Below are 13,504 nucleotides of genomic sequence, written 5' to 3' on the forward strand. Positions count from 1 at the left end.
TAGTGCTCTCAGTGCTCGCCGGCGGGCCCACCGATGGGGTTTTCCTTGCGGCCACCCTCGTCGCGGCTGGCGGTCGCCGAGCCGGAGGAACCGGAACCGCCGCCCTGCCAGTCGCGCGGCTCGCGCGGCACGCGGCCGGCCATGATGTCGTCGATCTGGTCGGCATCGATGGTTTCGTACTTCATCAGCGCGTCGGCCATCATGTCCAGCTTGTCGCGGTTCTCTTCCAGCAGGCGCTTGGCGGTGCCGTAGCAGTCGTCGATGATGCGCCGCACTTCCTGGTCGATCAGCTTGGCGGTCTCGCCGGACACGTTGGCGTGCTGGCTGCCGGCGCTGCGGCCGAGGAACACCTCGCCCTCCTCTTCGGCGTACATCAGCGGGCCGAGCTTCTCGGACAGGCCCCACTTGGTGACCATGTTCCGCGCCAACTGGGTGGCACGCATGATGTCGTTGGAGGCGCCGGTGGTGACGCCTTCGAAGCCGAGGGTCATCTCTTCCGCGATACGGCCGCCGAACAGCGAGCAGATCTGGCTTTCCAGGGCGCGCTTGGACAGGCTGTAGCGATCCTCCTCGGGGAGGAACATGGTCACGCCCAGAGCGCGGCCGCGGGGGATGATGGAAACCTTGTAGACCGGGTCGTGCTCCGGCACCAGGCGGCCGACGATGGCGTGGCCGGCCTCGTGGAAGGCGGTGTTCTTCTTCTCCTTCTCGGACATGACCATGGTCTTGCGCTCGGCGCCCATCATGATCTTGTCCTTGGCCAGCTCGAACTCGCGCATGTCGACGATGCGCTTGTTGGCGCGGGCGGCGAACAGCGAGGCCTCGTTGACCAGGTTGGCCAGGTCGGCGCCGGAGAAGCCCGGGGTACCGCGGGCGATCACCGCCGCGTCGACGTTGTCGCCCAGCGGGACCTTGCGCATGTGCACCTTGAGGATCTGCTCGCGGCCGCGGATGTCCGGCAGGCCGACCACCACCTGGCGGTCGAAGCGGCCCGGGCGCAGCAGCGCCGGGTCGAGCACGTCCGGACGGTTGGTCGCGGCGATGACGATGATGCCGTCGTTCATCTCGAAGCCGTCCATCTCCACCAGCAACTGGTTGAGAGTCTGCTCGCGCTCGTCGTGACCGCCGCCCAGGCCGGCGCCACGATGGCGGCCGACGGCGTCGATCTCGTCGATGAAGATGATGCACGGGGCGTGTTTCTTGGCCTGGTCGAACATGTCGCGCACGCGGGAGGCGCCCACGCCGACGAACATCTCGACGAAGTCGGAACCGGAGATGGTGAAGAACGGCACCTTGGCCTCGCCGGCGATGGCCTTGGCCAGCAGGGTCTTGCCGGTACCGGGCGGGCCGACCATCAGCACGCCGCGCGGGATGCGGCCGCCCAGGCGCTGGAACTTGCCCGGGTCGCGGAGGAACTCGACCAGCTCGCTGACCTCTTCCTTGGCCTCGTCGCAGCCGGCGACGTCAGCGAAGGTGGTCTTGACCTGGTCCTCGGACAGCAGGCGCGCCTTGCTCTTGCCGAAGCTCATCGGGCCGCCGCGGCCACCGCCGCCGCCCTGCATCTGGCGCATGAAGAACATGAACACGGCAATGATCACCAGAATCGGGAAGCTGGCGACCAGCAGTTGCGTCCAGATGCTCTGCTGCTCGGGCTGCTTGCCCTCGATGACCACGTTGTTGTTGACCAGGTCGCCGATCAGGCCGTTGTCCTGGATCGCCGGACGGACGGTCTTGAAGGTATCCCCGTCCTGGCGCTTGCCAGTGATCACGTAGCCGTCGACGGTAACCCGCTCGACCTTGCCTTCCTTCACCTGTTGGATGAAGTCCGAGTAGTTGAGCGTCTGCGGCTCGCTCGGACTGGAGAAGTTGTTCATCACGGTGACCAGCACCGCCGCGATGATCAACCACAGGATCAGGTTCTTTGCCATGTCGTTCAATTGATTACCCTCTGAAGCCGGCTCCGCCCTGGAAACCGCTTCACACGACGGCCAGACTCCTGCCGGCCAAATTACTACACAACCCCTAGCGACGTAGGAGGCGTCTGTAACCCTTTATGAACCCCGGCGCGAGCCGGGACAAGCCCTACTTGCGTGCAGTGGACGGACAGACGGCCCATTCGTCGCAGTCTAGGCCCCGCGGAAGCCCCGCGCGAGCAGATATTGCTCGCGGGAGCGGTCGCGGGAGGACAGCGGCTTGCGCATCTGTACCTTCTCGAAATTCTCGCGGACCGTCTTCAGGTAGGTGTCGAAGCCCTCGCCCTGGAAGATCTTGATCAGGAAATCGCCGCCCGGTCGCAACACCCGGGCGCACAGGTCCAGCGCCAGCTCGCAGAGGAACATGGCACGGGGCATGTCCACGGCGGGCAGTCCACTCATATTGGGGGCCATATCGGAAATCACAAGGTCTACCGGATTTTCTCCGATGGCCTCGAGCAGCCGGGCGAAGACCTCGTCTTCGGTGAAGTCGCCCTGGATGAAGGTGACGTCCGGGATGCTGTCCATCGGCAGGATGTCCGAGGCGATCAGCGTGCCCTTGTCGCCGATCACCCGGCTGGTGACCTGCGACCAGCCGCCCGGCGCGGCGCCGAGGTCGACCACGGTCATGCCCGGGCGCAGGATGCGATCCTTCTCCTGGATCTCCAGCAGCTTGTAGCTGGCGCGCGAGCGGTAGCCGTCGCGTTGCGCCATCTTCACGTAAGGATCGTCGAAGTGTTCTTTCAGCCAGCGATGGCTAGTCTTGGAACGGGCCACTTGTTACCTCGTCTGAGCGGGCACCCGGTAAACCGAAACTCGGGTAGAATATCCGCCTTTTTTCCCAGGGGTCTGATTATGGCGCTCACTCAGGAGCAGAAGAAACAGTTCAAATCTATCGGCCACCACCTGAAGCCTGTATTGACCGTTGCCGAAAACGGTCTTACCGAGGGCGTCATGGCCGAACTGGAGCGTGCGCTCAACGATCACGAACTGATCAAGGTGCAGTTCCGCATCACCGAGCGCGACGACCGCCGCGCGCTGATCGACGAGCTGTGCCGGAACGGCAGTTGCGAGCTGATCCAGACCATCGGCAAGATGGCCCTGGTCTACCGCCGCAACCCCAAGCCGAACCGCAACCTGTCGAACGTCAGCCGCTACAGCGGCCTGTGACAGCATAGGCCGGGCGCCCAGGCGCCCGGCCGAGGCTCCCCGCCGGCGCTCAGCGCGCCGCGTCCCGCCCCGGTACCGGCTGCAGCACCAGCAGCACGCCGCACAGGGCCAGCACCAGGTAGTTGAACAGCAGCCAGCGCTGGGCATCCGGCGCCAGTTGGTTCACCACCAGGTAGCTCGCCACCATCGCCAGCGCCGTCAGCAGCAATTGCCCGCGCATCTCGCGCCAGAGGCTCGACAGCCCCTGCGCAGTCACCAGCACCAATACCTGGAGCAGCGCGCAGAAGCCGGCGAAGCCGACCAGCAACGGCGTCAGGGCGTCGGCCACCGACTGCACCAGCAGCGGCGCCAGGCCGACCTTCTGCAGCGCCGGCAGGACCACGAAACGCAACAGCCAGAGGCCGCCGACCCAGAAGGTCTGGGCCAGCAACCAACTGGCTGCGGCGGCTTTCAGCGGACGCGACTCAGGCGTGGCGGACTTCAACGATCTCGTACTCGACGTCGCCGCCCGGGGTCTTCACCAGCACGGCGTCGCCCTCGGTCTTGCCGATCAGCGCGCGGGCGATCGGCGAGTTGACCGAGATCTTGCGCGCCTTGATGTCGGCCTCGTCGTCGCCGACGATCTGGTAGGTCACGGTCTCGTCGGTCTCGACGTTGGCGATGTCCACGGTGGTGCCGAAGATCACCTTGCCGGTGTGCGGGATGGTGGTGACGTCGATGATCTGCGCGTTGGACAGCTTGGCCTCGATGTCGCGGATGCGCGCCTCGGACATGCCCTGCTGCTCGCGGGCGGCATGGTACTCGGCGTTTTCCTTGAGGTCGCCCAGCTCACGCGCTTCGGCGATGGCCTGGGTGATCTGCGGGCGCAGAACGGTCTTCAGGTGTTTCAGTTCTTCTTCCAGGGCGCGGGCGCCCTGGACGGTCATCGGGAATTTGCTCATGCGTTGATTCCTGCATGCAGGTCCTGCAGCCGGCGAACGGTCTTCTCGGGACCGAACTTGAGCGCCTCGCAGATCGCCTGCCCCGCCGCGATGGTGGTGGTGCAGTAGATCTTGTGCTGCAGGGCGTTACGACGGATCGAATAGGAATCGGCGATCGACTGGCGGCCTTCGGTGGTGTTGATGATCAGGGTGACTTCGTCGTTCTTGATCATGTCGACCACGTGGGGGCGGCCCTCGGTCACCTTGTTCACGCGACGCACCGGCAGGCCGGCCGCCTCGATCACCTTGGCGGTACCGGCGGTGGCGACCACCTCGAAGCCCAGCGCGACCAGGTCGCGAGCGACCTGCACGGCCTGCGGCTTGTCGTCCTCGCGGACGCTGATGAAGGCGCAACCGGCGTTCGGCAGGATCTCGCTGGCGCCCAGCTGGGCCTTGGCGAAAGCCTCGCCGAAGCTGTCGCCCACGCCCATGACCTCGCCGGTGGATTTCATTTCCGGGCCGAGGATGGGGTCGACGCCAGGGAACTTGGCGAACGGGAACACCGCTTCCTTGACGCTATAGTACGGCGGGATCACCTCTTCGGTGAAGCCGACTTCGGCGAGGCTCTTGCCGGCCATGACGCGCGCCGCGATCTTGGCCAGGGATTCGCCGATGCACTTGGAGACGAAGGGCACGGTACGCGAGGCGCGCGGGTTCACCTCGATGACGTAGATGTCCTCGCCCTGCACGGCCATCTGCACGTTCATCAGGCCGACGACGCCCAGCTCCAGGGCCATCTTCTTGACCTGTTCGCGGATCTCGTCCTGGATGTGCCTGGGCAGCGAGTACGGCGGCAGCGAGCACGCGGAGTCGCCGGAGTGCACGCCGGCCTGCTCGATGTGCTGCATGATGGCGCCGATCACCACGGTCTCGCCGTCGCAGACCGCGTCGATGTCCACTTCGATGGCGCAGTTGAGGAAGCGGTCGAGCAGCACCGGGCTGTCGTTGGAAACCTTCACCGCCTCGCGCATGTAGCGCTTGAGCTCTTCTTCCTGGTAGACGATTTCCATCGCCCGGCCGCCCAGTACGTAGGACGGGCGCACCACCATCGGGTAGCCGATGTTCTTCGACAGGCTCAGGGCCTCGTCTTCGCTGCGCGCGGTGGCGTTGGCCGGCTGGCGCAGGTTCAGGCGCTGGACCATCTGCTGGAAGCGCTCGCGGTCCTCGGCGCGGTCGATGGCGTCGGGGCTGGTGCCGATGATCGGCACGCCGGCCTCTTCCAGGGCGCGGCAGAGTTTCAGCGGGGTCTGGCCGCCGTACTGGACGATCACGCCCTTGGGCTGCTCGACGCGGACGATCTCCAGCACGTCTTCGAGGGTCACCGGCTCGAAGTACAGGCGGTCGGAAGTGTCGTAGTCGGTGGAGACGGTCTCCGGGTTGCAGTTGACCATGATGGTCTCGTAGCCGTCTTCGCGCATCGCCAGCGCCGCGTGCACGCAGCAGTAGTCGAACTCGATGCCCTGGCCGATACGGTTCGGGCCGCCGCCGAGGATCATGATCTTGTCGCGGCCGGACGGGTTGGCCTCGCACTCTTCCTCGTAGGTCGAGTACATGTAGGCGGTGTCGGTGGCGAATTCGGCGGCGCAGGTGTCCACGCGCTTGTACACCGGCACGACTTTCAGCTTGTGGCGGTGGCTGCGCAGGTTCTTCTCGGTCACGCCCAGCAGCTTGGCCAGGCGCGCGTCGGAGAAGCCCTTGCGCTTGAGCTTGCGCATCAGGTCGGCGTCGATGCCGGACAGGCCGAGGGTCTTGACCTTCTCTTCTTCCTTGATCAGGTCCTCGATCTGCACCAGGAACCATTCGTCGATCTTGGTCAGGGCGAAGACTTCTTCGATGCTCTTGCCGGCGCGGAAGGCATCGGCCACGTACCAGATGCGCTCGGCGCCCGGCACGGTCAGCTCGCGGCGCAGAATGCCCTCGGCTTCCGGGTCGGCCAGGTCGAGCTTCGGATCGAAGCCGGCGACGCCCACTTCCAGGCCGCGCAGGGCTTTCTGCACCGACTCCTGGAAGGTCCGGCCGATGGCCATGACCTCACCCACGGATTTCATCTGGGTGGTCAGGCGGGCATCGGCCTTGGGGAATTTCTCGAAGGCGAAGCGCGGCACCTTGGTCACGACGTAGTCGATGGCCGGCTCGAAGGACGCCGGGGTGCGGCCGCCGGTGATGTCGTTCTGCAGCTCGTCGAGGGTGTAGCCGACGGCCAGCTTGGCGGCGATCTTGGCGATCGGGAAGCCGGTGGCCTTGGAGGCCAGGGCCGAGGAGCGCGACACCCGCGGGTTCATCTCGATCACGACCATGCGCCCGGTGTCCGGGCAGATGCCGAACTGCACGTTGGAACCGCCGGTCTCCACGCCGATCTCGCGCAGCACCGCCAGGGAGGCGTTGCGCATGATCTGGTATTCCTTGTCGGTCAGGGTCTGCGCCGGGGCCACGGTGATGGAGTCACCGGTGTGCACGCCCATGGGGTCGAAGTTCTCGATGGAGCAGACGATGATGCAGTTGTCTTTCTTGTCGCGGACAACCTCCATCTCGTATTCCTTCCAGCCGATCAGCGATTCGTCGATCAGCAGCTCGTTGGTCGGCGACAGGTCCAGGCCGCGGGCGCAGATTTCTTCGAACTCTTCGCGGTTGTAGGCGATGCCGCCGCCGGTGCCGCCCATGGTGAAGGACGGACGGATGATGCAGGGGAAGCCGACCTGTTCCAGCACGCCATAGGCCTCTTCCATGCTGTGGGCGATGCCCGAGCGCGGGCAGGCCAGGCCGATGGCCTTCATGGCCTTGTCGAAGCGCGAGCGGTCCTCGGCCTTGTCGATGGTGTCGGCGTTGGCGCCGATCATCTCGACGCCGAACTTCTCCAGCACGCCGTGGCGCTCCAGGTCCAGCGCGCAGTTCAGCGCGGTCTGGCCGCCCATGGTCGGCAGCAGCGCGTCGGGGCGCTCCTTCTCGATGATCTTGGCCACGGTCTGCCACTTGATCGGCTCGATGTAGGTGGCGTCGGCCATGGCCGGGTCGGTCATGATGGTGGCCGGGTTGGAGTTCACCAGGATGACGCGGAAGCCTTCTTCCTTCAGGGCCTTGCAGGCCTGGGCGCCGGAGTAGTCGAATTCGCAGGCCTGGCCGATGACGATGGGGCCGGCACCGAGGATCAGGATGCTCTTGATGTCTGTACGCTTGGGCATGGGACTCTCGTTGCAATATTCAGGAAAGGGTTGCGCTGGCCAGCTTCACGCCGAAGCCGACGAACAGGGCGCCGACGCCGCTCGAGGCGCCGGCCGCCAGTCGTTGCCGGCGGCGGAACCAGGCCGCCAGGCGCACACCGGAAAAGATCAGGAAGCTGAGGTAGAGGGCGCTGATGACCTCGAGGATCGTGCCCAGCACCAGGAACGACACGCCGGGGTAGGCATAGCCCGGGTCGACGAACTGGATGAAGAAGGACACGAAGAAGAGGATCGCCTTGGGGTTCGACAGGCTCAGCAGCAGCGCCTTGCGGAACGGCTGGGCGACGTCCACTTCCTTCGCCGGGGCGGCCTGTTCCAGCGGCTGGCGCAGCTTCTGCAAGCCGCCGCGGAGCATGCCCAGGCCCAGGTAGAACAGGTAGGCAGCGCCGGCGTACTTCAGGCCGAGGAACAGCACCGGCTCGGCCTTGAGCAGCGAGGCGATGCCCAGGGCCGACAGCAGCATCAGGATGGCATCGCCCAGGAACACCGCGCTGGCCGCCCGGTAGCCGGCGCCGACGCCGCGCTGGGCGGCGGTGGCCAGCACGAACAGCGAGTTCGGGCCCGGCAGCAGGACGATGAACAGCGTACCCAGGACGTAGGTCCAGAGGTCGGTGATTCCCAGGGTCGGCATCATCTTCGCTTACCTCTTCGCAGCTCTCAGCGACGCTCGGCCATGGCCGAGATGAAACGGTCGAACAGCGGCGCCACGTCGTGCGGGCCGGGGCTGGCTTCCGGGTGGCCCTGGAAGCTGAAGGCCACCTTGTCGGTGCGCTCGATGCCCTGCAGGGTGCCGTCGAACAGCGACTTGTGGGTGGCGCGCAGGTTGCCCGGCAGGGTTTCCTCGTCCACCGCGAAGCCGTGGTTCTGGCTGGTGATCATCACCACGCCGGTATCCAGGTCCTGCACCGGGTGGTTGGCGCCATGGTGGCCGTGGCCCATCTTCATGGTCTTGGCGCCCGACGCCAGGGCCAGCAGCTGGTGACCGAGGCAGATGCCGAAGACCGGAATCTCGGTGTCGAGGAACTCGCGGATGGCCTGGATGGCGTAGTCGCACGGCTCGGGGTCGCCGGGGCCGTTGGAGAGGAAGATGCCGTCCGGGTTCAGCGCCAGCACTTCGCTGGCCGGGGTCTGCGCCGGCACCACGGTCAGGCGGCAGCCGCGGGCCACCAGCATGCGCAGGATGTTCAGCTTGACGCCGAAGTCGTAGGCGACCACGTGGTAGGGCAACTCGGCGGCAGGGATTTCCGGGTGGCTGTCGGTTTCCAGGTTCCACACGCTGGAGCGCCACTCGTAGCGCTCGGTGGAGGACACCACCTTGGCCAGGTCCATGCCCTTCAGGCCCGGGAAGGAACGCGCCAGTTCCAGCGCCTTCTCTTCGGTGGCGTCGTCGCCGGCGAGGATGCAGCCGTTCTGCGAGCCCTTCTCGCGCAGGATGCGCGTCAGGCGGCGGGTGTCGATACCGGCGATGGCGACGGTGCCGTTCTCCTTCAGGTAGTCGGGCAGCGACTGCTTGTTGCGCCAGCTGCTGGCCAGCAGCGGCAGGTCGCGGATGATCAGGCCGGCGGCCCAGACGCGGTTGGCTTCGGCGTCTTCCGGGGTGGTCCCGGTGTTGCCGATGTGCGGATAGGTCAGGGTGACGATCTGCTGGGCATAGGAAGGATCGGTAAGGATTTCCTGGTAGCCGGTCATGGCGGTGTTGAACACCACCTCGCCGACGGTCTGACCGTCGGCACCGATGGCTTCACCGCGAAAAATGCTGCCGTCGGCAAGTGCAAGTATGGCTGGCTTAGTCAAGAAGACCTCCCGTGAATCAAGCCTGGCTGGGCGTGCGCAGGTTGTAAAAAAGCGGGATGACATCAGAAGAGGTCATCCCGCTTTTTATATGGTTCATGCTGCGCTGCTTTTAGTGGACACACTAAATCTGTAGTTTACAGAAACGCGACATAATGGTCCACCTTTTGCACGACGCGTAACGCTACCGCTGGGTCATTTTTGCCCCGTCATGCCGACGCGCGGCAGGCGCTCAGCGCAGCCCGAGCACGTCCTGCATGTCGTACAGGCCGCTGCCCTGCCCTTCCAGCCACAGCGCCGCACGCACCGCGCCGCGGGCGAAGGTCATGCGGCTGGAGGCCTTGTGGGTAATCTCCACGCGCTCGCCCTCGGCGGCGAACAGCACGGTGTGGTCGCCGACCACGTCACCAGCGCGCACGGTGGCGAAGCCGATGGTCTCGCGCTCGCGGGCGCCGGTCTGGCCCTCGCGACCGTAGACCGCCACCTTCTCCAGGTCACGCCCCAGGGCATTGGCCACCACCTCGCCCATGCGCAAGGCAGTGCCGGACGGCGCGTCGACCTTGTGCCGGTGGTGGGCCTCGATGATCTCGATGTCCACTTCGTCGCCCAGCACGCGGGCGGCGGTGTCCAGCAGCTTCAGGCAGAGGTTGACGCCGACGCTGTAGTTGGCGGCGAAGACGATCGGAATGTCCTTGGCGGCCTCGGCCAGCAGGACCTTCTCTTCCACGGAGAAACCGGTGGTGCCGATGACCATGGCCTTGCCGGCCTTGCGGCAGACCTCCAGGTTCTTCAGGGTCACGGTGGGATGGGTGAAGTCGATCAGCACATCGAACTCGTCGACCACCTTCGCCAGGTCGCCCGACAGCGGCACGCCGATGCGCCCCAGGCCGGCCAGTTCACCGGCGTCGGCGCCCACCAGGGTGCTGTCCGGGCGGTCGATGGCGGCGGTCAGGCCGGCGCTGCCGTTGGTCTGCTGCACCGCCTCGATCAGGTTCTTGCCCATGCGCCCGGCGGCGCCCATTACGGCTATACGTCGCATAACAGAAAGCTCCAAGCTGGAAGCCAGAAGCCGGAAGCCCGAGCCGGCCCGCTTCAAGCCTCCAGCTTCGAGCTTCCAGCCCATCACTTATAAATCGTCGAAGAAGCGCTTCATGCCTTCGAACCAGCCACTGGCGCGGGGCGAGTGGGAGGTGTCGCCCTGCAGGCTGCTGCGGAACTCCTCGAGCAGTTCGCGCTGGCGCTTGTCCAGGTTCACCGGGGTCTCGACCACCACGCGGCACATCAGGTCGCCGGCGCCACCGCCGCGCACCGGGGCCACACCCTTGCCGCGCAGGCGGAACAGCTTGCCGGTCTGGGTGCCCTCCGGGATCTTCAGCTTCACCCGGCCATCCAGCGTCGGCACTTCCAGCTCACCGCCCAGGGCGGCGTCGGCGAAGCTGATCGGCACTTCGCAGTACAGGTGCTTGCCGTCGCGCTGGAAGATGTCGTGCTCGCGCACGTTGACCACCACGTAGAGGTCGCCCGCCGGGCCGCCATGGGCCCCGGCCTCGCCCTCGCCGGTGAGGCGGATGCGGTCGCCGGTGTCGACGCCGGCCGGCACCTTGACCGACAGCGTCTTCTGCTCTTCCACGCGCCCCTGGCCATGGCAGGTGCCGCAGGGGTCGCTGATCATCTTGCCGCTGCCATGGCAGCGCGGGCAGGTCTGCTGCACCGAGAAGAAGCCCTGCTGCATGCGCACCTGGCCGATGCCGCCGCAGGTGGTGCAGGTGACCGGCGAGGTGCCGGGCTTGGCGCCGCTGCCGCTGCAGGTCTTGCAGCCGACCAGGGTCGGCACGCGGATGGTCACGGTGGTGCCGCGGACCGCGTCTTCCAGGTCCAGGTCCAGGGTGTAGCGCAGGTCGGCGCCGCGCTGCGGGCCGCCGCGGCCGCCACGGCCACCGCCGCCGCCACCGAAGAAGTCGCTGAAGACGTCGCCGAAGATGTCCGAGAAGCTCGCGCCACCGAAGCCGGCGCCACCGCCGCCCATCTGCGGGTCGACGCCGGCGTGGCCGTACTGATCGTAGGCCGCGCGCCTGCTGGCGTCGGACAGGATCTCGTACGCCTCGTTGGCCTCCTTGAATTTATCCTCGGCTTCCTTGTCGCCGGGATTGCGGTCCGGGTGGTACTTCATGGCCAGCCGGCGGTAGGCCTTCTTCAGGTCCGACTCGCTGGCGCCACGCTCGACACCCAGTACCTCGTAGAAATCACGTTTGGCCATAAATTCTTTGCACCTTGAAAACCTCTCCCCCAGACACGCCGACGCGGGAGCAAGCCCCCGCGTGACGTTTCATGCGCACCGACACGCTGGTCGGTGCGCCGGAGCGCAAGCTTGCACGAGGCTTACTTGTTCTCCTTGACCTCTTCGAACTCGGCGTCGACCACGTCGTCGCCGGCCTTGTGGTCAGCATCGCCGGACTGGGCTTCGGCGCCCGGCTGCGGTTGCTCGGCGTACATCTTCTGCGCCAGCGGGGTGGACGCCTGGGACAGCGCGTTCATCTTCGCTTCGATCTCGGCCTTGTCGTCGCCCTTCACGGCGGCTTCCAGGTCGGCCAGCGCCTTCTCGATGGCAGCCTTCTCCTCGGCGGTGGCCTTGTCGCCAGCCTCGGTGACCATCTTGCGAGTCGCGTGGACCAGCGCATCGCCCTGGTTGCGGGCGGCGGCCAGTTCCTCGAACTTGCGGTCTTCCTCGGCGTTGGCCTCGGCGTCGCGCACCATCTGCTGGATCTCGTCCTCGGACAGGCCCGAAGAGGCCTTGATCACGATGGACTGCTGCTTGCCGGTGGCCTTGTCCTTGGCAGACACGTGCAGGATGCCGTTGGCGTCGATATCGAAGGTCACTTCGATCTGCGGCACGCCGCGCGGCGCCGGCGGGATGTCGGCCAGGTCGAACTTGCCCAGCGACTTGTTCTGCGCGGCCTGCTTGCGCTCGCCCTGCAGCACGTGGATGGTCACGGCGCCCTGGTTGTCGTCGGCGGTGGAGAACACCTGCGACTTCTTGGTCGGGATGGTGGTGTTCTTGTCGATCAGCGCGGTCATCACGCCACCCAGGGTCTCGATGCCCAGGGTCAGCGGGGTGACGTCGAGCAGCAGCACGTCCTTGACGTCACCGGCCAGCACGGCGCCCTGGATGGCAGCACCCATGGCCACGGCTTCGTCCGGGTTGACGTCCTTGCGCGCTTCCTTGCCGAAGAACTCAGCGACGGTCTTCTGCACCAGCGGCATACGGGTCTGGCCACCGACGAGGATCACTTCGTCGATCTTCGACACGTCCAGGCCGGCGTCCTTCAGGGCCACGCGGCAGGGCTCGATGGTGCGCTGCACCAGGTCTTCCACCAGGGACTCCAGCTTGGCGCGGGACACCTTGACGTTCAGGTGTTTCGGGCCGCTGGCGTCAGCGGTGATGTACGGCAGGTTGACGTCGGTCTGCTGGGTCGAGGACAGCTCGATCTTGGCCTTCTCGGCAGCCTCTTTCAGGCGCTGCATGGCCAGCGGGTCGCCCTTGAGGTCCATGCCGGTTTCTTTCTTGAACTCGTCGACGAGGTAGTCGATCAGGCGCAGGTCGAAGTCTTCGCCACCGAGGAAGGTGTCGCCGTTGGTGGCCAGCACTTCGAACTGGTGCTCGCCGTCGACTTCGGCGATCTCGATCACCGAGACGTCGAAGGTGCCGCCGCCCAGGTCGTAGACGATGATGGTGTGGTCGCCCTTGGCCTTGTCCAGGCCGTAGGCCAGCGCAGCCGCGGTCGGCTCGTTGATGATGCGCTTGACGTCCAGGCCGGCGATGCGGCCGGCGTCCTTGGTGGCCTGGCGCTGGCTGTCGTTGAAGTAGGCCGGCACGGTGATGACCGCTTCGGTGACCGGCTCGCCCAGGTAGTCCTCGGCGGTCTTCTTCATCTTCTTCAGGACTTCGGCGGAAACCTGCGGCGGGGCCATCTTCTGGCCCTTGGCTTCGACCCAGGCGTCGCCGTTGTCAGCCTTGACGATGCTGTACGGCACCATCTTGATGTCTTTCTGCACGACGTCCTCTTCGAAGCGACGGCCGATCAGGCGCTTCACCGCGTACAGGGTGTTCTTCGGGTTGGTGACAGCCTGGCGCTTGGCCGGCTGGCCGACCAGGATCTCGCCGTCGTTGGCGTAGCCGATGATCGACGGGGTGGTGCGAGCGCCTTCGGCGTTCTCGATCACCTTGACGCTGCCGTTTTCCAGGATGGAGACGCAGGAGTTGGTGGTCCCCAGGTCGATACCAATGATTTTGCCCATATTCACTCTCCAGAAATTAGATTCCGTGCTGATCCCGCTGCGGACCTTGTGCTCGGTTGATTACCCAGATGGGGAC

At 65.9% G+C, this 13,504-nt stretch carries 11 protein-coding genes; 1 reads left to right on the top strand and 10 read right to left on the bottom strand.

Annotated features, from left to right (window positions below; genetic code table 11):
• Window positions 1-8: 8 nt before the first annotated feature.
• Together ftsH and rlmE are read right to left on the bottom strand one after the other, a co-directional pair.
• The gene (ftsH, locus tag RN02_RS28475) at window positions 9-1,928 is read right to left on the bottom strand and encodes an ATP-dependent zinc metalloprotease FtsH (RefSeq protein ID WP_024128095.1); all 1,920 of its coding nucleotides are present in this window, start codon (window positions 1,926-1,928) and stop codon (window positions 9-11) included.
• A gap of 198 nt (window positions 1,929-2,126) precedes the next feature.
• Window positions 2,127-2,750 (bottom strand): 23S rRNA (uridine(2552)-2'-O)-methyltransferase RlmE, encoded by a 624-nt coding sequence (gene rlmE / locus RN02_RS28480; protein WP_009613054.1) that lies wholly within the window; start codon window positions 2,748-2,750, stop codon window positions 2,127-2,129.
• A 78-nt stretch (window positions 2,751-2,828) separates the two neighbouring features.
• Between rlmE and RN02_RS28485 the strand changes: the two genes are divergently transcribed.
• Window positions 2,829-3,143, top strand: a complete 315-nt coding sequence (locus RN02_RS28485) for a YhbY family RNA-binding protein (RefSeq protein WP_043318578.1) — start codon at window positions 2,829-2,831, stop codon at window positions 3,141-3,143.
• Window positions 3,144-3,192: 49 nt separating this feature from the next.
• On the opposite strand, the gene RN02_RS28490 is transcribed toward RN02_RS28485, so the two are convergent.
• The 8 genes from RN02_RS28490 to dnaK form a co-directional block, all read right to left on the bottom strand.
• A complete protein-coding gene (locus RN02_RS28490; RefSeq protein ID WP_043318857.1) occupies window positions 3,193-3,597 on the bottom strand; it encodes a hypothetical protein in 405 nt (134 codons plus the stop codon).
• Between the two features lie 10 nt (window positions 3,598-3,607).
• Window positions 3,608-4,084 (bottom strand): transcription elongation factor GreA, encoded by a 477-nt coding sequence (gene greA, locus RN02_RS28495; protein WP_009613057.1) that lies wholly within the window; start codon window positions 4,082-4,084, stop codon window positions 3,608-3,610.
• Window positions 4,081-7,302 (bottom strand): carbamoyl-phosphate synthase large subunit, encoded by a 3,222-nt coding sequence (gene carB / locus RN02_RS28500; protein WP_009613059.1) that lies wholly within the window; start codon window positions 7,300-7,302, stop codon window positions 4,081-4,083. The genes greA and carB overlap by 4 nt, the downstream gene beginning before the upstream one ends.
• A gap of 19 nt (window positions 7,303-7,321) precedes the next feature.
• Window positions 7,322-7,972 carry a leucine efflux protein LeuE gene (leuE, locus tag RN02_RS28505; RefSeq protein WP_099049140.1) on the bottom strand — a complete coding sequence of 217 codons (651 nt, stop codon included), beginning with the start codon at window positions 7,970-7,972 and terminating at the stop codon, window positions 7,322-7,324.
• 26 nt (window positions 7,973-7,998) lie between these two features.
• Window positions 7,999-9,135, bottom strand: a complete 1,137-nt coding sequence (carA, locus tag RN02_RS28510; protein WP_043269001.1) for a glutamine-hydrolyzing carbamoyl-phosphate synthase small subunit — start codon at window positions 9,133-9,135, stop codon at window positions 7,999-8,001.
• Window positions 9,136-9,364: 229 nt separating this feature from the next.
• Complete coding sequence (dapB, locus tag RN02_RS28515; protein ID WP_043318580.1) at window positions 9,365-10,171, bottom strand: 4-hydroxy-tetrahydrodipicolinate reductase; 807 nt, start codon at window positions 10,169-10,171, stop codon at window positions 9,365-9,367.
• Between the two features lie 87 nt (window positions 10,172-10,258).
• A complete protein-coding gene (gene dnaJ, locus RN02_RS28520) occupies window positions 10,259-11,389 on the bottom strand; it encodes a molecular chaperone DnaJ (protein WP_009613066.1) in 1,131 nt (376 codons plus the stop codon).
• 122 nt (window positions 11,390-11,511) lie between these two features.
• Window positions 11,512-13,428 carry a molecular chaperone DnaK gene (dnaK, locus tag RN02_RS28525; RefSeq protein WP_009613067.1) on the bottom strand — a complete coding sequence of 639 codons (1,917 nt, stop codon included), beginning with the start codon at window positions 13,426-13,428 and terminating at the stop codon, window positions 11,512-11,514.
• Window positions 13,429-13,504 lie beyond the last annotated feature (76 nt).

The sequence above is a fragment of the Pseudomonas sp. PI1 genome, assembly GCF_000812405.1.
GTDB classification, from domain to species: Bacteria; Pseudomonadota; Gammaproteobacteria; order Pseudomonadales; family Pseudomonadaceae; genus Pseudomonas; species Pseudomonas citronellolis.

Coding starts and splice junctions, on each gene's coding strand:
- carB (WP_009613059.1), bottom strand. CDS start 7,302: ATGCCCAAGCGTACAGACATCAAGAGCATCCTGATCCTCGGTGCCGGC.
- RN02_RS28485 (WP_043318578.1), top strand. CDS start 2,829: ATGGCGCTCACTCAGGAGCAGAAGAAACAGTTCAAATCTATCGGCCAC.
- dnaK (WP_009613067.1), bottom strand. CDS start 13,428: ATGGGCAAAATCATTGGTATCGACCTGGGGACCACCAACTCCTGCGTC.
- dnaJ (WP_009613066.1), bottom strand. CDS start 11,389: ATGGCCAAACGTGATTTCTACGAGGTACTGGGTGTCGAGCGTGGCGCC.
- ftsH (WP_024128095.1), bottom strand. CDS start 1,928: ATGGCAAAGAACCTGATCCTGTGGTTGATCATCGCGGCGGTGCTGGTC.
- greA (WP_009613057.1), bottom strand. CDS start 4,084: ATGAGCAAATTCCCGATGACCGTCCAGGGCGCCCGCGCCCTGGAAGAA.
- dapB (WP_043318580.1), bottom strand. CDS start 10,171: ATGCGACGTATAGCCGTAATGGGCGCCGCCGGGCGCATGGGCAAGAAC.
- leuE (WP_099049140.1), bottom strand. CDS start 7,972: ATGCCGACCCTGGGAATCACCGACCTCTGGACCTACGTCCTGGGTACG.